The organism is Streptococcus australis (assembly GCF_015553625.1).
GTDB classification, from domain to species: Bacteria; Bacillota; Bacilli; order Lactobacillales; family Streptococcaceae; genus Streptococcus; species Streptococcus australis_B.
In genome coordinates this window covers 51,824-72,244 of record NZ_JADNGY010000007.1, presented here as the reverse complement: position 1 = coordinate 72,244, position 20,421 = coordinate 51,824, and the positions used below count along the sequence as shown (strand labels likewise).

At 45.2% G+C, this 20,421-nt stretch carries 20 protein-coding genes; 3 read left to right on the top strand and 17 right to left on the bottom strand.

Translation table 11 applies throughout. The features are described from left to right. Nucleotides 1-218: 218 nt before the first annotated feature. The gene (gene rpmG, locus I2D56_RS07305) at nt 219-368 is read right to left on the bottom strand and encodes a 50S ribosomal protein L33 (protein WP_001265622.1); all 150 of its coding nucleotides are present in this window, start codon (nt 366-368) and stop codon (nt 219-221) included. Nucleotides 369-383: 15 nt separating this feature from the next. Next, complete coding sequence (gene rpmF, locus I2D56_RS07300; protein WP_003009516.1) at nt 384-566, bottom strand: 50S ribosomal protein L32; 183 nt, start codon at nt 564-566, stop codon at nt 384-386. A gap of 238 nt (nt 567-804) precedes the next feature. Here rpmF and ilvD point away from each other — a divergent pair, with 238 nt between their 5' ends. Further along, nucleotides 805-2,508, top strand: a complete 1,704-nt coding sequence (gene ilvD, locus I2D56_RS07295) for a dihydroxy-acid dehydratase (protein ID WP_006597056.1) — start codon at nt 805-807, stop codon at nt 2,506-2,508. Between the two features lie 48 nt (nt 2,509-2,556). On the opposite strand, the gene I2D56_RS07290 is transcribed toward ilvD, so the two are convergent. Beyond that, entirely contained in the window at nt 2,557-2,898 is a 342-nt protein-coding gene (locus I2D56_RS07290) for a metal-sulfur cluster assembly factor (protein ID WP_006595245.1), read from the bottom strand. Between the two features lie 845 nt (nt 2,899-3,743). Here I2D56_RS07290 and I2D56_RS07285 point away from each other — a divergent pair. Beyond that, a complete protein-coding gene (locus I2D56_RS07285; protein ID WP_195348274.1) occupies nt 3,744-4,916 on the top strand; it encodes a CynX/NimT family MFS transporter in 1,173 nt (390 codons plus the stop codon). Between the two features lie 84 nt (nt 4,917-5,000). Here I2D56_RS07285 and I2D56_RS07280 read toward each other — a convergent pair whose 3' ends face one another. The 11 genes from I2D56_RS07280 to I2D56_RS07230 all read right to left on the bottom strand — a co-directional run bounded on the left by I2D56_RS07280 (nt 5,001) and on the right by I2D56_RS07230 (nt 16,066). Then, nucleotides 5,001-6,173: a LysM peptidoglycan-binding domain-containing protein gene (locus tag I2D56_RS07280; protein WP_195214387.1), complete on the bottom strand. Its 1,173-nt coding sequence runs from the start codon at nt 6,171-6,173 to the stop codon at nt 5,001-5,003. 550 nt (nt 6,174-6,723) lie between these two features. Beyond that, nucleotides 6,724-7,347: a V-type ATP synthase subunit D gene (locus I2D56_RS07275; RefSeq protein WP_023024951.1), complete on the bottom strand. Its 624-nt coding sequence runs from the start codon at nt 7,345-7,347 to the stop codon at nt 6,724-6,726. 21 nt (nt 7,348-7,368) lie between these two features. Continuing rightward, a complete protein-coding gene (locus I2D56_RS07270) occupies nt 7,369-8,766 on the bottom strand; it encodes a V-type ATP synthase subunit B (protein WP_048690706.1) in 1,398 nt (465 codons plus the stop codon). Continuing rightward, entirely contained in the window at nt 8,753-10,543 is a 1,791-nt protein-coding gene (locus I2D56_RS07265; protein ID WP_195214388.1) for a V-type ATP synthase subunit A, read from the bottom strand. Before I2D56_RS07265 ends, I2D56_RS07270 begins: the two co-directional genes overlap by 14 nt. 33 nt (nt 10,544-10,576) lie before the next feature. Continuing rightward, nucleotides 10,577-11,281 carry a GNAT family N-acetyltransferase gene (locus I2D56_RS07260; protein ID WP_195214389.1) on the bottom strand — a complete coding sequence of 235 codons (705 nt, stop codon included), beginning with the start codon at nt 11,279-11,281 and terminating at the stop codon, nt 10,577-10,579. Further along, on the bottom strand, nt 11,278-11,598 hold the full coding sequence (locus I2D56_RS07255; RefSeq protein ID WP_048717121.1) for a V-type ATP synthase subunit F: 321 nt from the start codon (nt 11,596-11,598) through the stop codon (nt 11,278-11,280). The genes I2D56_RS07260 and I2D56_RS07255 overlap by 4 nt, the downstream gene beginning before the upstream one ends. Continuing rightward, a complete protein-coding gene (locus I2D56_RS07250) occupies nt 11,588-12,598 on the bottom strand; it encodes a V-type ATPase subunit (protein ID WP_195348273.1) in 1,011 nt (336 codons plus the stop codon). Before I2D56_RS07250 ends, I2D56_RS07255 begins: the two co-directional genes overlap by 11 nt. 8 nt (nt 12,599-12,606) lie before the next feature. Further along, nucleotides 12,607-13,197 carry a hypothetical protein gene (locus I2D56_RS07245; protein WP_195348272.1) on the bottom strand — a complete coding sequence of 197 codons (591 nt, stop codon included), beginning with the start codon at nt 13,195-13,197 and terminating at the stop codon, nt 12,607-12,609. Nucleotides 13,198-13,282: 85 nt separating this feature from the next. After that, on the bottom strand, nt 13,283-13,762 hold the full coding sequence (locus tag I2D56_RS07240) for a V-type ATP synthase subunit K (RefSeq protein ID WP_023024938.1): 480 nt from the start codon (nt 13,760-13,762) through the stop codon (nt 13,283-13,285). Nucleotides 13,763-13,803: 41 nt separating this feature from the next. After that, nucleotides 13,804-15,753: a V-type ATP synthase subunit I gene (locus I2D56_RS07235; protein ID WP_195348271.1), complete on the bottom strand. Its 1,950-nt coding sequence runs from the start codon at nt 15,751-15,753 to the stop codon at nt 13,804-13,806. Then, nucleotides 15,743-16,066 (bottom strand): hypothetical protein, encoded by a 324-nt coding sequence (locus tag I2D56_RS07230; protein ID WP_117745130.1) that lies wholly within the window; start codon nt 16,064-16,066, stop codon nt 15,743-15,745. Before I2D56_RS07230 ends, I2D56_RS07235 begins: the two co-directional genes overlap by 11 nt. Before the next feature lie 267 nt (nt 16,067-16,333). On the opposite strand from I2D56_RS07230, the gene I2D56_RS07225 reads away from it, so the two are divergent. Further along, nucleotides 16,334-17,173, top strand: coding sequence for a MurR/RpiR family transcriptional regulator (locus tag I2D56_RS07225; RefSeq protein ID WP_023024932.1), 840 nt, complete (start codon nt 16,334-16,336; stop codon nt 17,171-17,173). Between the two features lie 249 nt (nt 17,174-17,422). Here I2D56_RS07225 and I2D56_RS07220 read toward each other — a convergent pair whose 3' ends face one another. From I2D56_RS07220 to I2D56_RS07210, 3 genes are read right to left on the bottom strand one after another with little or no spacing between them, the layout of a single operon-like run. Beyond that, nucleotides 17,423-18,316: an ROK family protein gene (locus I2D56_RS07220; protein ID WP_023027495.1), complete on the bottom strand. Its 894-nt coding sequence runs from the start codon at nt 18,314-18,316 to the stop codon at nt 17,423-17,425. 30 nt (nt 18,317-18,346) lie between these two features. After that, nucleotides 18,347-19,264 (bottom strand): dihydrodipicolinate synthase family protein, encoded by a 918-nt coding sequence (locus I2D56_RS07215; RefSeq protein WP_195214395.1) that lies wholly within the window; start codon nt 19,262-19,264, stop codon nt 18,347-18,349. A gap of 31 nt (nt 19,265-19,295) precedes the next feature. After that, nucleotides 19,296-20,402 carry a Gfo/Idh/MocA family protein gene (locus I2D56_RS07210; protein ID WP_006595261.1) on the bottom strand — a complete coding sequence of 369 codons (1,107 nt, stop codon included), beginning with the start codon at nt 20,400-20,402 and terminating at the stop codon, nt 19,296-19,298. Between the last annotated feature and the right edge of the window lie 19 nt (nt 20,403-20,421).

Here is a 20,421-nt window from a genome sequence, read left to right as displayed (position 1 = left end):
GATCATACGATCTGTGAGAAAAAGAACACATAACAAAAAGAGGAGCTTCACAATAAAGTTCCTCTTCTTTTATATATCCGAATCATTATTCTTATTTCAAAAAAAGTAGTGAAAAAGGTAGTGATTCGGTTGATTTATATTGCAATGTAGTGAAATTTAGAATTTCAAGAATCGCTTAAAATCAAGGTTTCTAACATCTATTGACGTGTAGTGAACCCCTATTTCACCTCTGTAAACACAACGTGTTTGCGAAGTTTTGGTGAGTATTTCTTCAATTGAAGACGGTCTGGAGTGTTACGTTTGTTTTTAGAAGTAAGGTACAAGCGTTCACCAGATTCTTTGTGTTCAAGTGTAATATTTACGCGCATGGTATCTCCCTTCTATTATTCAGCTGATGCAGCTTTAGCGATCTTACGTCCTTTGTAATATCCTTTAAGTGATACACGGTGTGAACGTGAGTAATCTCCAGTTGCTTCGTCAAAGTTTACAGATGGAGCTGTTACTTTGTAGTGCGTACGACGTTTGTTTTTCTTCGCTTTTGATGTGCGACGTGCAGGTACTGCCATTTCGTTTTTCTCCTTTTAAGATATAAATTCAATTAGGTTTGATTTTCATCAACTTTAACAGTATAACAAAACTTTTTTGTAAAGTAAAGTTACTTGACAACTTTTTTCAAATAATTTCTTTCATCCTGCTATTCTCCATCCTCACTCTGTTAAATTGTCTGAAAATTCAAGAATTTTCTTCTGTCGTTGGGTCGTAAATTGTGCTATAATAATAAAAAATACGATGAGAGGGAATCAGATGACAGAATTAGATACACGCCATCGCAGTAGCGTCTATGACAGCATGGTCAAGTCCCCTAACCGGGCTATGCTTCGGGCAACTGGGATGACAGATGAAAACTTTGAAAAACCAATCGTAGGGGTGATTTCTACTTGGGCTGAAAACACACCTTGTAACATGCACCTTCATGATTTTGGAAAATTGGCCAAAGAAGGTGTAAAAGATGCGGGAGCTTGGCCGGTCCAATTCGGAACTATTACGGTTGCGGATGGGATTGCTATGGGAACGCCTGGGATGCGCTTCTCCTTGACTTCTCGTGATATCATAGCAGACTCTATCGAAGCGGCTATGGGCGGTCACAACGTGGATGCCTTTGTAGCCATCGGGGGTTGTGATAAGAACATGCCTGGTTCGATGATCGCCATTGCCAATATGGATATCCCAGCGATCTTTGCCTATGGTGGTACCATTGCACCGGGTAATCTGAACGGCAAGGATATTGACTTGGTTTCTGTTTTCGAAGGGATCGGGAAATGGAACCATGGTGATATGACTGCTGAAGAAGTGAAGCAACTAGAATGTAATGCCTGCCCAGGCCCTGGTGGTTGTGGTGGAATGTACACTGCCAACACCATGGCGACAGCGATCGAGGTTCTTGGGATGAGCTTGCCAGGTTCCTCTTCTCACCCTGCTGAATCAGCTGATAAAAAAGCCGATATCGAAGAAGCGGGTCGTGCAGTTGTCAAAATGCTTGAAATGGGACTGAAGCCATCTGACATCTTGACCCGTGAAGCCTTTGAAGATGCGATTACAGTGACCATGGCGCTGGGTGGTTCAACAAATGCGACTCTTCACTTGCTCGCGATTGCTCATGCGGCTAATGTGGATTTGACCCTTGAAGACTTCAACGATTTCCAAGAGCGGGTGCCTCACTTGGCAGACTTGAAACCTTCTGGTCAATACGTCTTCCAAGACCTTTACAATGTCGGTGGTGTGCCAGCCGTCATGAAATACCTTCTTAAGAACGGTTTCCTTCATGGGGATCGCATCACATGTACTGGTAAAACAGTAGCTGAGAACTTGGAAGCCTTTGCTGATTTGACACCAGGCCAAAAAGTCATCATGCCACTTGAAAATCCAAAACGTGCGGATGGTCCATTGATCATCTTGAAAGGGAACTTGGCTCCAGAAGGGGCGGTTGCCAAGGTATCAGGTGTGAAAGTTCGTAACATCACTGGTCCTGCTAAGGTCTTTGACTCGGAAGAAGCGGCCATTGAAGCGGTTCTTTCGGATGAAATCGTGGATGGCGACGTTGTTGTTGTTCGTTTTGTGGGTCCTAAGGGTGGTCCTGGTATGCCGGAAATGCTGTCCTTGTCATCCATGATCGTTGGGAAAGGCCAAGGAGATAAGGTGGCCCTCTTGACAGACGGACGCTTCTCTGGTGGTACTTACGGTCTCGTTGTTGGACATATCGCGCCTGAAGCTCAGGTCGGCGGTCCAATCGCCTACCTCCATACAGGGGATTTGGTAACAGTTGACCAAGATACTAAAGAAATCACCATGCACGTCTCAGACGAAGAGTTGGCCAAACGGAAGGCTGAAACAACCTTGCCACCACTGTATAGCCGTGGGGTTCTCGGTAAGTATGCCCACACGGTATCCTCTGCTTCACGCGGTGCCGTAACCGACTTCTGGAATATGGAACAGTCTGGTAAACAATAAGATAAGAAAAAACTCACTTTACTGATTTGTAAAGTGAGTTTTATTGATTTATCGTGGTGGCAAGCCAAGGGCAATACGCCCATAACGGCTGATCCGGGTAATTTTCCAAGCTGGCGACCAGGTTACTTCTACTTTGACGTCTTCAATACCGTCAATTTCTTTTAGGCGGGCGACGATTTCGATAGGCAAACTTTCCGCACAGTCACAAGCGGTATCGGTAAAGGTCATGACTACTTTGCAAGTCCCTTCCTCATCCAGGTCCAACTCGTAAATCAAACCGAGGTTGTAGACGTCCAATTCAACATCGGTATCAAACACAAGCTCTAACTTCTCAATCAATTGTTTCTCCAGTGCTAGGGCACGATCGTTAATCTTGATATCCTCTCTCATCTCGCTATCCTTTCCCTCCTTTAATGAAGACTATTTTCTCACAATTCTGACAATAATGCAAGTTAACCTAGAATGAGATCGAATGACAGCTACAAATCAAACCATCCGTCTTAAGACTGATTTTAAATTACAGGAAGGTATCTTAAGCTTTCTTTAAGTTTTCCGATTTATACTAATACCATCAAATGAAGACCTCCTAACTTTGTTTGATAGAAAATCCTAAACTTTTTCATAATAATCTCCCATAAAGGCCACCAAATCAGGTGGCTTTTTTTATGGGAGTGAGACAGAACAATTTTTTAAAATTGTTCGTTGTCTCACCCCCCGCACAGTTGATTAGGTAATCTTTGGAGCTATAAGAGCGAACAAAGATACCAATCAACCACTGCGTTATGTAATTATTACCAAACCTATTTCCTTAAACCAATCCTAACAAGGACGTAGATGAGCTTAGGTACATTGATGCAGTTCGAACGACAGAGAGAACTACGTTCCTTATCTTTACGAGCATCCGTGAGTTTAGGTACGTTGACGCAGTTCGAACGATAGTGAGAACTCCGTGCCTTAGAAAACTGAATGAGGTGAACTCGGTGAGTTCAACCGAATTTAGAGATATGGATGCAATTTGAGCGGAGCGAAAACTACGTTCCTATAAATATATATGCGAAGAAAGTTTGAAAACCTTCAAAATATTTTTTTCAGCTCTATCTTTCTATTATTTCCTATATTTGTAGGCGAAATAGCTATTTTACAGGCTTTTTTCCCCGATAATTCCTTTTGCCTCCTCCAAGTTCTTGTGCTATAATGATACGGATGCTGTTCATTTTCGAACAAGGAGGTACATTATGAAACAAAACCATTCTCGTTTTCTCATTCCAGGAATCCTTTTACTAGGAGTGGTCTTGCGGGCCCCATTTACGACCCTCTCCACTGTCTTATCAGATATTGCTGCTAGCTTTGGTGTTGAGGTGAGTTCTCTCGGCCTCTTGACGAGTCTGCCCCTCTTAACCTTCGCTATTTTCTCTCCTTTTGCTACTAGCTGGGCGAGACGCTTTGGGATTGAGCGACTCTTTCTCGGAGTTTTGATCCTGATGACGATTGGATCTGCTCTACGCACCATCAATCTGCCTCTCCTCTATGTGGGAACTCTTTTGATTGGTGCTGCTATTGCCTTTATCAATGTCCTTCTACCAAGCTTGATCCAAGCCAATGAGCCTAAACGTCTTGGCTTCTTAACAACCCTCTATATCACTGCAATGGGCTTGTCTACTGCGGTAGCTTCTTCTGTTGCTGTTCCTATCACTCAAGCTACCTCTTGGCAAGGCCTAGTCTGGGTGCTGACAGTTGTCTGTGCGCTTGCACTTGTGATCTGGCTTCCCAATGCTCGTCATAATCATTATTTGAAAAAAAACTCCTCTTCTAATGAAAATAAGACTAGCTGGTATAAGAATGGTAAGGTCTGGGCTATTATGCTCTTCTGTGGTCTTCAGTCTCTCTTGTACTATACCACGATGACCTGGCTTCCTACCATGGCGACCCAAGCCGGCATCAGTCAAGCCAATGCAGGAATTTTAGCATCTGTATTCACCCTGATGAGTCTTCCCTTCTCTATGACCATTCCAAGTCTCACCACCAGCCTTTCTGAACGAAACCGTCGCATCATGCTGATAACGACTGTTTTAGCTGGTTTTACTGGAATTGCCATGCTGTTACTAAAGACAGACAACTTCATTTACTGGTTGATCCTGAATATCTTGATCGGAAGTTTTACGAGTATCTTATTCCCTTACCTCATGGTTACCTTCTCCATGAAGTCTAGCTCTCCTGAGAAAACTGCTCAGCTCTCTGGACTAGCTCAAACGGGAGGATACGTCTTTGCTGCCCTTGGACCTATCTTATTTGGTTCAAGCCAACAAATCTTCCACTCTTGGACACCCGGGATTCTTATTCTTCTTGTTGTTGCTTTGTTTATGAGTATGGCTCTCTATCAAGTTGAAAAATCTGATATCATCCTTTAATCCACTAGGTCCCATTGAGCAATGGGATCTATTTTTTATACAAAAAAAGAATCAGGAATATCCTGATTCTTTGCTATGTCTTAATTATTCGTAAAATGATACGTGTACGTGGTCGTAGTGATTTTCTGTTACGCTACCACGGTCTGGCATTTCATTCCAAGTGTTTGCTGGTCCATAAATGTTATTTACTGGAGCATAGAAACGTTGTTTCCAGATGATGTAAGAAATGCCATTTTCTTGCATGTGATCGATTGCATATTGAGCTACTTGATCACCAATCGCTGAACTTTCTGGAACCATAACGTCTATCGCAAGACCTTTACCGTGATCTTCTGGGTCACCAGGACGGTAACCACCGATATCAGTCAAGCCAAGTTCATTAATCACTTGTTCTTTGAATTTAATTGTTTGAGGTCGAAGACCTTCATTTGAAGTTGGAGTTGCTGTTGAAGGAGTTGAAGCTGTCGTATCAACAACTGGTGCTGGTGCACCATATTGTGGTGTTGAAGCAACCGCAGTAACTTCTGGTTCTGCTGGAACTTCTACGACTGGAGCTGGTTCAGCTACTGGAGCCGCTGGGGCTTCCTCAACAACTGGTGCTTCTACAGGAGCCGCTACTTCAGCTGGCGCTGCAGCAGGTTGTGCAGGTGCTTCTTCAACAACTGGTGCTGGTGCTTCCTCTGCTACTGGAGCTGCTGGTGCAGGTGTTTCAGCTGGTGCTTCTGGAGTTGACAAGCTTTCTGATACTTGCTCTGCCACTGCTGCTACAACTGCAGGTGCTTGAGGGAGTTCTACAGCTTGGTTGCTTTCATCTGCTACTGGTTTTGTCAAATCACCCACTGCAACAGTTTGGTTGTCTACTTTGATTTGGTTGTTTGTCAAATCAGCAGAAGTTGTCACAGTTGCATCAGCATTACCTGCTGTAGGAGTTTGGATTTCTACACCTGTCACTTGATTTTGATCATTGACAGTTGTTGTCAAGACAGTTCCTGGGAAAATCAAATCAATGTTACTGATTTGGTTCAAGTTTGCCAAAACAGTTACGTCAACATTCAAAGCTTCCGCAATCGTGCTTAGGGTATCCCCATATTTGATAGTGTAGGTTTGTTTGTTTTCTGAAGTTGAGATATCTGCACGAATTTCATCTACAGAACGGGCAACCCAATCTCCATTTGATTCTGCTTTACCAGTTGTAAATGGCAAGACCGCCATAGCAACAGTCGAAGCAATTAAAGCCTTTTTATTTACTTTCTTCATACGTTCTTTCCTCGTTTTCTTATTATCGGAGATTTATCTCCAGACAGATACATTTAATATTCTACCATATTTTTTGTCTTTAGAATGGCTCCTCTTTTCTTTTAATCTAACTGACCCTAATTTGTAACATTAGCCCTTTCTTGTTACATTCTCTTAACAATTAATGACAGTTAGTACTATTTGGATAATCAAACAAATTCATTGTGTCAGAAGCTTTTGAGAGCTCTGAACGAAGGGATTTTAGAAGATTTTTCAGTCGAATAAAAGCTAAAAAAGCACCCTAAGTTCGTGTCCTGTAGACATCACTTGAGGTGCTGTTTTTAACGGCTTGTATCTTATGAATTGAACACGCCCTAAATGCTGTGTGAAAAACGCAAACTGTAATAGTACTAACTTCAAAGGCACAGTAGCTGATTGGATTTTTCTCTCGCTTTAAGAGCTCGGAAAAATCCTAATCAGCCTTGTGGGGGCAGGACAACGAAGCATTCTATACAACAGTGCTTCTGTCCTGCTCCCTATTTTCCTTTGAGTTGCTTAACGGCTTTGTATCTTATTTGACCTTCATCATTCGGACCAGGTTGGCGCGTTCGGCTTCTTCGAGTTTCATTTCGATATAATAGATGGTTTCCTTGAGGTCTGGAATAGTCGCATACTCCAGTCCATTGACCCGACGACGCGTTTTTTCGATCTCATCGGCCATGAGCTGACAAGTTTTTTCAATCTCTGCTAAGCGCAACAGGTCTGGAAGGAGTTCTTCCATTTCTTGAATGGTATTGTCCATCTGGCTATTGGAAGCCACGTAGCTATAGACCACGTCTCCCTCATCGTCTCCATATGGATTATCAATATGGGCATGCATCTTGGGCACGCGCACACTCATGATATTCTCCGTCTCGATATGCAGGCTGACTTCCCGCGTCGGAACTGCAAAGATTTCCTGGACCATGAGGTCATTTTCCAGACATTTAGCCAGGACAAATTCTTGCATATTCCCAATGAGAGCGGCTTCAACCTTCTGACGGAGGCGGTCATTTTCACGGACCGATTCGATGAAGCGTCGCATGAGCTCGTCTCGTTTGTCCTTGAGAAGTTTGTGTCCTCTGGTTGCCGTTTTCAGACGCTCTTTGAGGGTGTTTAACTCCATCCGAGTGGGTTTGACATTTAATCGTGCCATTTGACTTCCTCCTTTCTACTCCTAGGCTTGTGCTTCCTGAGAAGTTTTTGGGAGGTATTCGTCAATCATGTCATCCTTGATCCGCTTGAGCTCTGTCCGTGGCAAGATAGCCAGCAATTCCCAACCTAGATCCAGACTTTCTTGAATGGTCCGATTGGTGGTAAAGCCTTGGTTGATGTACTCCTTCTCAAAGCGATCCGTAAATTTGACATAGAGCTTGTCTGTATCGGACAAGGCGGATTCTCCAAGCACCACGGCTAACTCTTTGGCTTGTTTCCCTTGGGCGTAAGCCGCAAAGAGCTGGTTCATGGTCGCCGCATGGTCTTTCCGAGTCTTGCCTTCACCAGAACCCTTGTCCTTCAAACGAGAAAGGGATGGAAGAACATTGATCGGTGGACGGTAGCCACTGTTGTAGAGATCGCGGGACAGAATAATCTGACCTTCTGTGATGTAGCCTGTCAGGTCAGGGATGGGGTGGGTGATGTCATCTTCTGGCATGGAGAGGATCGGAATTTGGGTCACAGATCCTTTCTTTCCAACCAAGCGTCCTGCACGTTCGTAGAGGGTTGAGAGGTTAGTATAAAGGTAACCTGGATAGCCCCGACGTCCTGGAACCTCACGGCGGGCAGCAGATACTTCCCGAAGGGCCTCACAGTAGTTGGTCATGTCGGTCATAATGACCAAGACGTGCATGTCTTTTTCATAGGCCAAATACTCGGCAGCTGTCAAGGCGATCCGAGGAGTGGCAATCCGCTCGATAGCTGGGTCATTAGCTAGGTTGATAAAGAGGACCGAGCGGTCAATCGCACCTGTTTCCCGTAGGTCGTTCATAAAGAACTCGGCTTCTTCAAAGGTAATCCCCATAGCCGCAAAGACCACGGCGAAGTTTTCTTCAGAATTAAGAACCGTCGCTTGACGAGCAATCTGAGCTGCCAACTCCTTGTGAGGAAGACCAGAACCTGAGAAGACTGGGAGCTTTTGGCCCCGAACTAGGGTGTTCAAATGGTCAATAGCTGAGATCCCTGTCTGGATAAATTCATCCGGATAGTCCCGCGAAACAGGATTGATGGCTTGTCCATCAATGTCCAAGTATTTCTCTGGGATAATTTCTGGACCACCATCGATGGGTTTGCCCATCCCGTTAAAGATGCGTCCCACCATGTCTTCAGACACTGGGAGTTCTAGGGGACGTCCGGTAAAGCGGACTTTGGCTTTTTCCAAGTTGATCCCGCTAGATCCTTCAAAGAGCTGGACCATGGCCTTGTCTTCTTGGACTTCGAGGACTTGTCCCTGACGGGTCGTTCCATCATGAAGCTTGATTTCTACCAGTTCATTGTAGTGAACCCCTTCAACCTGATCGACAATCATCAAGGGGCCAACAACTTCGCTGACAGTACGGTATTCTTTAATCACGCTCATTGTCTACTCCTCCTTTTGCGACGATTTGGTGTAGGGTTTCTACGATTTCTTCTTTCAGGGCTTGAATGGCTGCCAACTGGTCCTCATGGATGAACTTGCTCCGGGCAATGCGGTCCCGAAGGTCTACAGTTCCTTCCATGATTTCTGTGAAGTAAGCTCCTAATTCTAGTGCTTTTTGACTTTCTTGGTCAAAGGCCAAAATGTTGGTCAACAAGGCCACCTGCTTGCTGAAGGAGGTATAGGTATCGACCTCATCAAAGGCATTTTGTTGCAGGTAGTCTTCACGGATCATCTTGGCCGCATTCATGGTCAAGCGGTCTTTTTCAGACAGGGAATCCAGACCAACCAAGCGGACGATTTCTTGCAATTCACTCTCTTTTTGAAGCAGGTTCATAGCGCGGGTCACTTTTTCTGCCCAGCTAATCTGTTCATGCTGATCAATATATTGGCCCACTTCATCTTGGTAAAGGGAATAAGAACTCAACCAGTTAATGGCTGGGAAGTGGCGGCGTTGCGCCAACTGAGCATCTAGTCCCCAGAAGACCTTGACGATCCGCAGGGTATTTTGGGTCACCGGCTCTGAAATGTCTCCACCTGGAGGGGAAACGGCACCGATGGCGGTAATCGAACCTTCACGCGCAGTAGTTCCGAGTGTCTTAACCCGACCTGCACGCTCGTAATATTCAGCAATCCGGCTACCAAGATAGGCTGGGTATCCTTCATCCCCTGGCATTTCTTCTAGACGACCAGACATTTCACGGAGAGCTTCTGCCCAACGCGAAGTAGAGTCCGCCATGATGGCAACGGAATAGCCCATGTCACGGAAGTATTCGGCAATGGTAATCCCTGTGTAGATGGAAGCTTCACGCGCCGCTACCGGCATGTTCGAAGTATTAGCGATCAGAACCGTCCGTTGCATAATGGATTGACCGGTCGTTGGATCGATCAATTCAGGAAATTCATTTAGAACGTCCGTCATTTCATTTCCACGTTCCCCACAACCCACGTAAATTACGATGTCTACATTGGCAAACTTGGCCACCTGGTGTTGCACAACTGTTTTCCCAGCTCCGAAAGGACCAGGAACAGCTGCAGCTCCACCTTTAGTCACTGGGAAGAAGGTATCAATAACCCGTTGGCCTGTAACCAAAGGCTCTACTGGAATCAGTTTTTGTGCAAAGGGACGGCCTCGACGAACCGGCCATTTTTGCATCAAGGTTCCAGTAAAGAGGCTACCATCTGCCTGCTCGATCTCATAAACTGGCTCTTCCACTGTGTAAGAACCTGCTGCGATCTTGGTCACACGTCCACTGACACCGAAGGGCACCATAATGCGGTGTTCCACCATATTGGTCTCTTGAACGGTACCGACGATGTCTCCGGCAACTACCTCTGTTCCTTCTGCCACACTTGGCTCGAAGGTCCATTTGGTGTCACGGTCTAGATTTGGAACTTGCACCCCACGAACCAAGAAGTCACTGGCGGTGACTTCTTGGAAGCGTTCCAAGGGGCGTTGGATCCCGTCAAACATCTGAGAAATCAAGCCTGGTCCCAACTCGACAGAGAGGGGAGCTCCGGTTGTTACCACTGGTTCTCCTGGACCGACTCCAGACGTTTCTTCATATACTTGGATAGAGGCTTCGTCACGCCGCATCTCAATAATTTCGCCAATCAAACCAAGATCGCCGACCCGGCAAATGTCTTGGATATTGGCCTCCTGCATCCCTGATGCGACCACCAAGGGACCGGAAACTTTAATAATTTTTCCTTGAGTCATGTATTCCTCCTGGGAATCCTTTGTTTCTTTGTTTTACTTTTGCGCTATCTCTCTTAGAGATTGCTTTTGTTGGCCATTGGCATCGAAATTGCTTGGATCCAACCAGGCTTCGAAGCGCTGTTTGATAGCTGGCCATTCTTGGTCAATGACAGACAACCAGTCTGTATCACGGGTCCGACCTTTATAAACAACAGCCTGACGGAAACAGCCTTCATAGGTGAATCCTAAGCGCTCAGCTGCTTTGCGAGATGCTTGGTTTAGGGCATCGCATTTCCACTCATAGCGGCGGTAGCCTAAATCTTCAAACACGTAGCGCGCTAAGAGATACTGGGCTTCTGTAGCCATGCGTGTTCTTTGGAGCGCTGGTGAGTAGGTCACTGCTCCGACTTCTATCACTCGGTTAGCTTGATCGATCCGCATCAGAGAGAAAGTCCCCAAAGCCTTGCCTGAATCTTTGTCTACAATCGCATAGTAAAAGCGACCTTGATCTGTCATGAGATCATCCAATAAGCGGTCCCACTCCTCTTCATTGCGGGCAGGATCTTTGAACAGAAAGGTCCACATCGCTGCTGGAGAGTCCGGCCCGTAGACCTGATAAAGATCTGCTCCATGTTTTTCTTTTGAGAGGCGTTCGATCACAGTATAGCGACCCTCGATCCGCTCAATAGCTGGCAGACGCCCTGGTGTAAAATCAGGCAGTGCATCGCCAATCGCTTGGCCAAATTCATTTGTTCTCATAAAATATCCTGTCCAACTGCTTTTTCGACATTGTCTCGAATTCGCTGCCGTCCCAGTCCAGTCGTTCCCTTATGAGTAGGGATCAAGATGACGGCTGGGGTTACTTGGCGATCATAGTGGGCAATGGTATCTGGGATTTCCTGAGCCATATCCTCCGTCAGATAGATGATGCCAAAATCTTCTTGGCTCAAGTGACGTAAGGTATTGATGGTTTCCTGAGCCTCTGCTACGGGAAAGGTCTGAAAGCCAATCATTTGAAAAGGAAGGATGGCATCACGGTTTCCCACAACGGCAATTTTTTGCGTTTTACTGGCCATAGATTGGTCTCATCCTTTCTTTTATTTTGTCAATCGGGAGCTGATTATCCAGACCCGTCAAGACCAAACGAAGGTTCTTCACCTCCAGCTCTTTTCCAAAGAGATAGCGAGCTAAAGGTAAGGGCCCGTCTATCTCAAATGAAGCTTGTTCCAATATTCGGTACTTAAGCACATGCTCCAGGTATTCCACTGTCTCAGCAGTTACTCTGCCTGCTCGCATCTGCTCCTCATACTGTGTCAATTCCACATCATAAGGCAAGGGATTGACTTGTTGGAACCAACTGATGAGGTTGCCCTGCTCGACGCACTGGATGACTTCTCTTGCTGAGAAGGTCCCTGCATCGGACAAGAGTTGCTTCATAAAGCTGTTCGGCTTTTTCAAACTGAGGGCTCGTTCAACTGTGATGACATTGTAACAATCAATGGTCAAGGTGACCAAGGATTTTAAAAGTGGATGGTCCAGATCTTTCGCCAAGCATTTGAGATGATCAAAGTAAGCCAGATCCATGCCGATCTCCAGAACCCGAATATCCTGATAGTCGACATATTCCTGCCAGGTTGCTGCGACTTCTTGAGCCATAAACTCTGGGCAGTTCTCTGAAGAAAAGGTCTTGGCTACTTGTTCAAGAACTGCTAAGGAATAGGGACCTGCATCCAATAATAGGAAGTTCAAATCCCGCCCCGTTGCTCGCTCTTTCAAGAAGACCTTGAGATTGTGATAGGTGTACTTGAGGGCAAAGAGGTCGACTACCGCAGGGTTCGGAGCTACCTGATAAGCCCAATCGTACTCTGCTAGAAGGTGCTTCATCAAGGCTTGCTCGATCACTTGGACTTGACGCAGTTGATCTGCCTCCAAGGCATAGGCCGTCCCTTGCAAGAGATTAGCACGCGCTTCTGCATCGGAGCTATTCAGAAGGGCATCAAACTGAGCCGGGCTCAAAAAACTAGCTTCACGTACACTAATCCCGGTATTTACTTGAGAATACGTCCGTTCACTCATAGCCCCTCCTAGTTTTTCTCTTCTTTAAAAATGCTAGCTGCCATATGGAAGCTTTGCTCCTCCCGTACAGCATCAACCAAATCACGGTAGAGGTAGCTGGCATCCACTTTGCCAAAGGAAAGGACAAAACCAGCCTCTTGGGCAAGTGTTTCTTTCACTAATTGAAACTGTGGATAGGCCTCTATCAAATCCTGACGATCTTGATCTGTCAATTTTTCTGCCGTCACAGCACCAAACGTTAAGACCATTGCTTGATCTGCATAGCGAGGAAGAATGCGATGCAGAAATGCGAGCTCTTCTTGGCGTGACCAAGTCGCCATTTTCTGGTAGGCATCCGCAAACAACTCTTTTAAGACCCGTTGCTTGGTGACCAATGTCGATTGGCGCTTTTGATTTTCGATTTGTTGGCTTTCACGTTGCAAGCGGCGCTCAATGGTCTGCAATTGAACCGCCCGTTGGTGTAACTTTTCTTCTACCAAACGAGCTTCCTGCAACTGGGACTCTGCTTGAACCTTGGCCGTCGCTTCTGCCACTAATTTCCGGCCTTTTTCATGGGCCTGTTCAAGGATGGAATCCTTTAATTGGGAATAATCCGTCATTGTTTTTATTTCCTCCTTTGGAGTTCTTCGCCACCGATAATAGACGAAGAGAACATTCCTCTTCTTTGACTGAGGTGTGTCTAGATTAGCCGACGCGAAGAGTCAAAAGGAAGGACACAACGAAGGCCAAGATGGCATAGGTTTCAACCATGGCCGCAAGGATAACCCCTTTCATCATGTCTTCAGGGCGTTTTGCCAAGATTTGCATCCCAGCAGTTGCGACATTTCCTTGGTGTTTTGCTGAGAAATAGCCGACAATCGCTACTGGAAGGGCTGTGAAGAAATAAGCAACTCCTGTTTCAAGAGCCATATCTGGCTTAATTTGCAACCAAATCAAGATCCCGATAACGAAACCGTACAAACCTTGTGTACCTGGCAACAATTGCAAGATCAAGGCTTGGGCAAATTTTTCTGGTTGTTCTTTCAAGAGTGCGGCAGCTGCTTGACCGGTCTTACCAACACCGAGAGCTGAACCCATTCCACTAAGAGCCACTGCAATGGCTACACCAAGTGCTGCAAAGAAGGCACCCCCATGGGTTGAGAAATATGAAGCTAAAGATTCCATGAATATACTCCTATAAAATTTTTTATGATTGATTTACTGAATTATTTTTTTGTTTTGACATAGCGTTCCGACGGTTTTAGAGGTCGGAAGGGCTTGCCACCACCCTCGTAGAACTTGCCAAAGAACTCGACAAAGATCAAACGCGCTCCATGCACATAGCCTGATAAAAAGGACAGAAACATGTTGATGGCATGGAGGAGGACAAAGAGGACAAGGCCGACGGTGAATCGTCCCAGGGTTGGGAAGAGATTGACAATCAGGTTAAAGGCTGAACCGATGCTGGCCCCTGATAAACCAAGCGCCATCAAACGAGTAAAGCTGACCAAGTCTCCGACATAGCCACTGACGTTGTAAAGATTAAAGAGACCTGCTGCAAGTCCTGATAATTTCTTGGCACTGACAATGGACACGACCAAAATGCCAATCGCATTGAGAATGGCTAGCCACTGGCCAATGGGGACTAGATAGGATAAACCTGGTAGGATGTTTCCGACTGCTAAGAGCATCAAGCCTAACAAGATCAAGACCCAGGCAAAGCCTGCGTTGTAGGCTTCCGTATAGTCTTTCAGGCGAACGTTTTTCATTCCACCTAGGAAGAGACCAACCAAAACGGTGATGAAACCAAAGACAACCGATAGGATCAAGATAGCCATGGCATTGGTCGTCGTACTGATCAAAGCAAAGGGCATCTCAAAGCCGAAGAAGGAACCGTAGACGACTCCCCAAAGGGCTACCGAGATTCCTAAGAGGCAGAAAAATCGAAGGTTTTTTGCTGCGCTCGGCTGAAGCTGGAAAGCTTTTAGAGCAAAGCCAGTTGCCAATGTCAACAAGAGACCATAGCCGATATCTGCTACCATCATGCCGAAGAAAACAAAGTAGAAGAGAGAGACGATTGGGGTCGGATCTTTCTCGTAATACTTGGGCAGAGCATACATTTCCGTCACTAACTCGAAGGGCTCCACCAAGGCATTGTTTTTCAGTTTGATTGGCACCTGATCCCATTCTTCTTGAGTAACCTCTCGCGTCTGCAAGACGACTTGGTTCCCAAATTCCTTTTGAAGTTTGGCCTTTAAAGCTTTGAGTTGAGAGCTCTCAATCCATCCTTCTAATGCGACTAGATGGGCTGTACTGGCCAGAGAGCCTTTAGCCTCTTCCCGAGCTCCTAGACTCAAGACATAATCGAGTTGGTACTTGAGTTGGTTGAGATCTTCCTTGGCTTGGCTAAGCCTTTCCAAAGTAGCCGCTTCAACAGCACCTTGTTCTTTGATCTCTCTCTTGAGTTGCTCCAAACGTTCTTTCGGCAGGGTCTCTCCTTGGTAGTCAAACTCTTTGAAATGTGAACTGGTCAGCGTATCTTGAAGATCCGCTAAGTCACCAGACTTGTACAGGATAACGACTCCATGCTCTGTTTCCGAGCTGAAAACTACATCAACCTCTACATCTGGGTGCGCTAGCAAGGCTTGACGCGCCTGATCCTGTTCACTATTGGGAATGGTGCCGATTAAGCCACGAACATAGCGGAAACGCTTGAGCTGGTCAGGTGTCATTGACAAGTCAACCCATTTTTCTAAAGAGGCAAGCTCTTCTTGGGCTAGCTGGATGCGATCCCGTGCCTTTGCTAAGACAGCCAATTGTTTTTGCACCGACTGTAAGAGACATTGCTCATCACGAATGACCCCATGGGACTCTAAATCGTGAAAAGACAAAGATAAGGGAGCTTCTTTTAGTTTTTCTAATCCCTTCTTTTGAGGAATAAAAGGCTCCAAGGCCTGAATGGCCTTTTCTAACTGCTCTTCCCGACGTCTTAGTTCATCCAGTCTTTGAGCTGATCCTTTGGCCCCATCACTCGTCTGGAAAGCAACTTGCCAGTCCTCTTTCTCGCTCAAATCATAGATTTGGACGGACTCCTCTGACTGGAGCGACAAGAGAAGCTCGTCCATTAGATCGGTTGGCAAAACCAAGGAAAGGTGTTGCATTGGGCTAATTGCCATAGGTTGCTACCACCTTTTCTACAATTTCATCTACCAAAGCTGCACGCTTATTTGTCATGGCTTGCTGCACCTTTTCGTCATTGCGCTGGCTGGTCACTGCAAGGTCTGCTTCCAAGCTAGCAATCGTCGCTCTCGAGGACTCTTCCCTCTCTGCTACTAGCTTTGCGGTCTCTTTGTCATAGGATGCTGCTACCTCCTGTAGGTGATCACCTAACTGTTGGCGCAAATCTTGGACCTGATCTTCGTAACTTGCGACAACGGCTTCTGCCGCCATTTCAATCTCTTGCATCATTTCTAGAGTTGCGTTGGCCATCACTCCACCTCCTTACCTCTTCCTTTACGAGAAGGAACAAATTCTTGTGTAAATTATAACATATTTTAACAACTTTTTTCAGCGTCTTTCCTTTGTTTCCAGAGGTTATTTTTTTAACAAAGGTGATTTAAAAGAGACGCTGATTCTGTTCCTTCTTTCAGTCGTTCGCTGGTCGTACTCCTTGTATATCCCGGTTTTTTATGTTATACTGTGAAATATATTATAGGATTTTCTCCATGTGTAACCTCAGTTGAAAGGAGGACCGCTGTGAAACAAGATCGTGATCTCCGAAGCATTATTAAGAGCCATCAAGAAGAAATGACGGAGCTAGAGTTAGACATCGCCCGCTATTTTTTATCTCCTGAAGCACAGCAACACTCTCTTTCCTCGTCTAGAGTGACGGAACTGTTGCATGTATCAAAAGCTGCTTTGACCCGTTTTTCCCAAAAGTGTGGCTTCACAGGCTATCGAGAATTTATCTATCACTTTAACGAAGAAACCAAATCTCAAAAACAACAATCCCCGCACGACGAATTAACCCAGGATGTCTTGCGTCGCTACCAACATGTCCTTCAGGCTACAGAAAACCTAGCAAAAGATGACCAAATCAAAGAAGTCGCTAACTTAATCACTCAAGCAGATCGGGTCTACTTCTTTGGAAAAGGAAGCTCAGGATTGGTGGCTTCTGAGATGAAACTTCGTTTCCTCCGACTAGGCGTTATTTGTGAGGCCTTAACCGATCAAGACGGCTTTGCATGGACGACCAGTATCTTGGATAAATCCTGTCTGGTCATTGCCTTCTCTCTGTCGGGAACCACACGCTCGATTATCCATAGCCTCTTGGATGCTCAAGAAATGGGGGCAAAAACCGTTCTTCTTACTGCTCAACCAGACGCTATCAAAGATGACTTTACGGAAATTTTACCAGTTGCTCCCCTACCTGGAAGCACCTATATTGACCGTATTACGGCGACCCTTCCGTTCTTAACCACGATTGATTTAATCTACGCTCACTTTCTTGAAATGGATCGGGAGCGCAAAGAGAAAATTTTCAATAGCTATTGGGAAAACAAAAAACTCAATGGCTACGATTCACGTAGACGGTAGTCTCCATATGTATCACCAGGCGCCAAGGGCTTTTGCCTTCGGCACCTGGTTTTTCTTTTCCACAAAAAGAGAGTGGGACAGAAATCGGTCATTCGTTAGAATTCGATTTCATCGTCCCACCTCCGCACAGTTGAGTAGGGCTGTAAAAGCTGATGAAATCAGCGTAGTAGAGCCTACTCAACCACTGCGTCTTGCTCTACAATGCAAAGAAAATTGAAAGGCTGGGACTTTTGTCCCAGCCTTTTCGATTTAATTGCGTCTAGCTTGCTGTTGCTTGAAATGGTAGTAAGCTCCTATCATCCCCGCCGTATTTTGATGATGCGCAAACTCCAATTGTGTTTTGTCTGCAAGGCTTGGAACGAGGGAGTCTTTGAGGGCGACTGAAATTTTTGGTTTCAATATAGCTTCCTGTCCCATGACCCCACCACCAAGAATGACCACTTGAGGATTGACAACATAACAGATATTGGCAAGCCCCTTACCTAGGTAGTCGACCATGCGATCGATTCCCGCCATACAGATAGTATTTCCTTGGGTCGCTTCCTTGAAAATACGACGACCGCTCCATTGTTCGACAGGGTCCCCATGTTGCTTAGCAACATATTCAACTAAAGCTGTTGTTGAGGCCAAATCTTGGAAGGCGCCATCTTGAAGATGGAGGTAACCGACTTCACAGGCAGAATTGCTAAAGCCATGGAAAATCTCCCCATTGATTAGGAGACAGCCACCGATTCCAGTGCCGACTGTTAAACAGACCGCAACTTGAGCCCCCTGGCCATTCCCTGACATGACTTCTGCTAAACCAGCACAGTTGACGTCATTTTCAATTTCGCAGGGAATATGATAGGCATCTTCAATTTCTTTTTTAAACTGAGTTCCCGCATAATTGGGAATCTGAGGCCCTGCATAAAAGATTTCTCCCTTATCGGGATCAACCATGCCAGCTGACGAAATACAGACTCCAAGAATATTATTTTCTTGGAGGTAAGATTCTACTAAAGCTTTGGTTTTCCCTAGAATTCCAGGTCCCCCTTTTTCAGCTTCTGTCGGCATTTCATGCGACTCAATCAAATTCTCTGCTTCATCAATCAGACCATATTTGATATTGGTCCCACCGATATCAATCGCTAGGTAATAGGCCATACACCTCTCCTTTCCGATTTCTATTCTTTTTTAAAGAAAACGTTCCTTGACTTCACGGATTAAGCTAGCTGCTTTTTGAACCACTTGCTGGTCTGCTTCCGTTACTGGAGTTAATGGACTCCGAACAGATCCCAGTTCTAGACCTTCATTGATCCGCAATACTTCTTTAATGACTCCATACATGTTGCCATGTGCAGACGTCAAGACTCCGATAATGCCATTGATGGCAAACTGCAAGGCACGCGCAGTCTCCAAGTCCTTGTCCGCAATCAATTGATTGAGTTTCAAGAAGAGTTCCGGCATAGCACCATAGGTACCTCCAATACCAGCTCCTGCTCCCATCAGACGGCCACCTAAGAATTGCTCATCCGGACCATTAAAGACGATGTGGTCTTCACCACCTAAAGAAGCAAAGGTTTGAATATCCTGCACAGGCATGGAAGAGTTTTTCACCCCAATGACCCGTGGATTTTTCAACATTTCTTTATAAAGACTCGGTGTCAAAGCCACACCTGCCAATTGCGGGATATTGTAGATAACAAAGTCTGTGTTTGGCGCTGCTGCGCTGATTTCATTCCAATAGTGGGCTACACTATACTCTGGCAAGCGGAAGTAAATCGGCGGAATGGCCGCAATGGCATCTACTCCTAGTTCTTCTGCATGTCGTGCCAATTCCACGCTGTCCTTGGTATTGTTGCAGGCCACGTGAGCGATGATGGTCAATTTTCCTTTAGCCACTGCCATGACTTCTTCCAAGACTAGCTTGCGATCGGCTACGCTCTGGTAGATACATTCGCCGGAAGATCCGTTGACATACAAGCCCTGCACACCTTTCGCGATAAAATATTCTACCAGCGCACGTACCCGCTCCGGGCTAATTTCTCCTTGGTCATCATAGCAGGCATAAAAAGCCGGGATGACTCCTTCATATTTTTTTAAATCTGACATTTTTTCTCCTTTTGTCGTATCAGTAATATTATTAACCCATGATCTCTGATAATTTAACTTTTCGGTCTTCATTAATGGAACGAGTACAAGCATCAGCAGACGCAATCGCTTCTAACGCCGCTTCTCCGGTTAATAGTTTTTCAAATTCTTTTGATACAGGAGCACCATTCATTATGTCATGAAGGTATTTCATTTCTTTATCAATAACAGAAGATAGCCATAATGGAGTTCGTTTCCCTGGTTTGCCATAAGCAATGGCACCATCCATCTCCGTACTATGATAAATTCTTGTACGGTCATCATCCTCTTCCTGAGATTCATGAATTAAGAAATAAGTTTCTTTTCCATCTACTTTCAGAGTACCTTTACAATTAAATAGGTCTAATTTTATAGCACCCTTCGTTCCCTGAATCAGAACATAGTGTTCTCCCCAACGATAGGCAGAACCCCATTCAAGCAAGGCAAATCGCTTGCCAGGGAATTCCATATTAACAAAAATCATATCATCTTCATCACCAAAGTTTTCTCCTTGGTGAGCTACATTTCCACCTGTCATCGTAACTGTTTCAGGAATACCTCCCATTAAAAATTGAACGCAATCCAACTCATGGATATGGTGGTAAAGATGGCCCCCTGATTTTTCACGAATTTTTTTCCATGAAATGGATGGTTGTTGTTCTTCCCAGCCATTTCTCGCTGTATGACAGTACAAAACATCTCCAATAACCCCTTGATTGATCAATTCTTTAGCATGATGAACACCATTAAAGAAATTCATAATGTGACCAGCCATGAAAATCACACCATTTTCTTTACATGTTTCTACCATCTCTTTACAATCTTCATATGATAAAGCAATCGGTTTTTCACAGAAAACATTTTTTCCATTCTGAGCAGCTTTAATAACGGGTTCTTTATGCAGATTATTAGGAGAAGCAACAATCACGCAGTCCACATCATCACTTTGAACCAATTCATCTAGTGACGAAGCCACTCGTGCTCCTAATTCTTCTGCTACAGCTTCTGCATTTTCTGGATCATACACAACTGTAATTACTGCACCGTCATTTTCTTTCATATATCTTGCTAATTCAGCACCAAAGTATCCTGTGCCAACAACACCATAATTTACAACCATTGTTTTTCTCCTGTTTCTA

Coding starts and splice junctions, on each gene's coding strand:
- I2D56_RS07285 (WP_195348274.1), top strand. CDS start 3,744: ATGAAACAAAACCATTCTCGTTTTCTCATTCCAGGAATCCTTTTACTA.
- I2D56_RS07255 (WP_048717121.1), bottom strand. CDS start 11,598: ATGGCCAGTAAAACGCAAAAAATTGCCGTTGTGGGAAACCGTGATGCC.
- rpmF (WP_003009516.1), bottom strand. CDS start 566: ATGGCAGTACCTGCACGTCGCACATCAAAAGCGAAGAAAAACAAACGT.
- I2D56_RS07210 (WP_006595261.1), bottom strand. CDS start 20,402: ATGGTTGTAAATTATGGTGTTGTTGGCACAGGATACTTTGGTGCTGAA.
- I2D56_RS07250 (WP_195348273.1), bottom strand. CDS start 12,598: ATGAGTGAACGGACGTATTCTCAAGTAAATACCGGGATTAGTGTACGT.
- I2D56_RS07260 (WP_195214389.1), bottom strand. CDS start 11,281: ATGAGAACAAATGAATTTGGCCAAGCGATTGGCGATGCACTGCCTGAT.
- I2D56_RS07240 (WP_023024938.1), bottom strand. CDS start 13,762: ATGGAATCTTTAGCTTCATATTTCTCAACCCATGGGGGTGCCTTCTTT.
- I2D56_RS07290 (WP_006595245.1), bottom strand. CDS start 2,898: ATGAGAGAGGATATCAAGATTAACGATCGTGCCCTAGCACTGGAGAAA.
- I2D56_RS07220 (WP_023027495.1), bottom strand. CDS start 18,316: ATGGCCTATTACCTAGCGATTGATATCGGTGGGACCAATATCAAATAT.
- I2D56_RS07275 (WP_023024951.1), bottom strand. CDS start 7,347: ATGGCACGATTAAATGTCAAACCCACTCGGATGGAGTTAAACACCCTC.
- ilvD (WP_006597056.1), top strand. CDS start 805: ATGACAGAATTAGATACACGCCATCGCAGTAGCGTCTATGACAGCATG.
- I2D56_RS07270 (WP_048690706.1), bottom strand. CDS start 8,766: ATGAGCGTGATTAAAGAATACCGTACTGTCAGCGAAGTTGTTGGCCCC.
- I2D56_RS07235 (WP_195348271.1), bottom strand. CDS start 15,753: ATGGCAATTAGCCCAATGCAACACCTTTCCTTGGTTTTGCCAACCGAT.
- rpmG (WP_001265622.1), bottom strand. CDS start 368: ATGCGCGTAAATATTACACTTGAACACAAAGAATCTGGTGAACGCTTG.
- I2D56_RS07215 (WP_195214395.1), bottom strand. CDS start 19,264: ATGTCAGATTTAAAAAAATATGAAGGAGTCATCCCGGCTTTTTATGCC.
- I2D56_RS07280 (WP_195214387.1), bottom strand. CDS start 6,173: ATGAAGAAAGTAAATAAAAAGGCTTTAATTGCTTCGACTGTTGCTATG.
- I2D56_RS07230 (WP_117745130.1), bottom strand. CDS start 16,066: ATGGCCAACGCAACTCTAGAAATGATGCAAGAGATTGAAATGGCGGCA.
- I2D56_RS07245 (WP_195348272.1), bottom strand. CDS start 13,197: ATGACGGATTATTCCCAATTAAAGGATTCCATCCTTGAACAGGCCCAT.
- I2D56_RS07265 (WP_195214388.1), bottom strand. CDS start 10,543: ATGACTCAAGGAAAAATTATTAAAGTTTCCGGTCCCTTGGTGGTCGCA.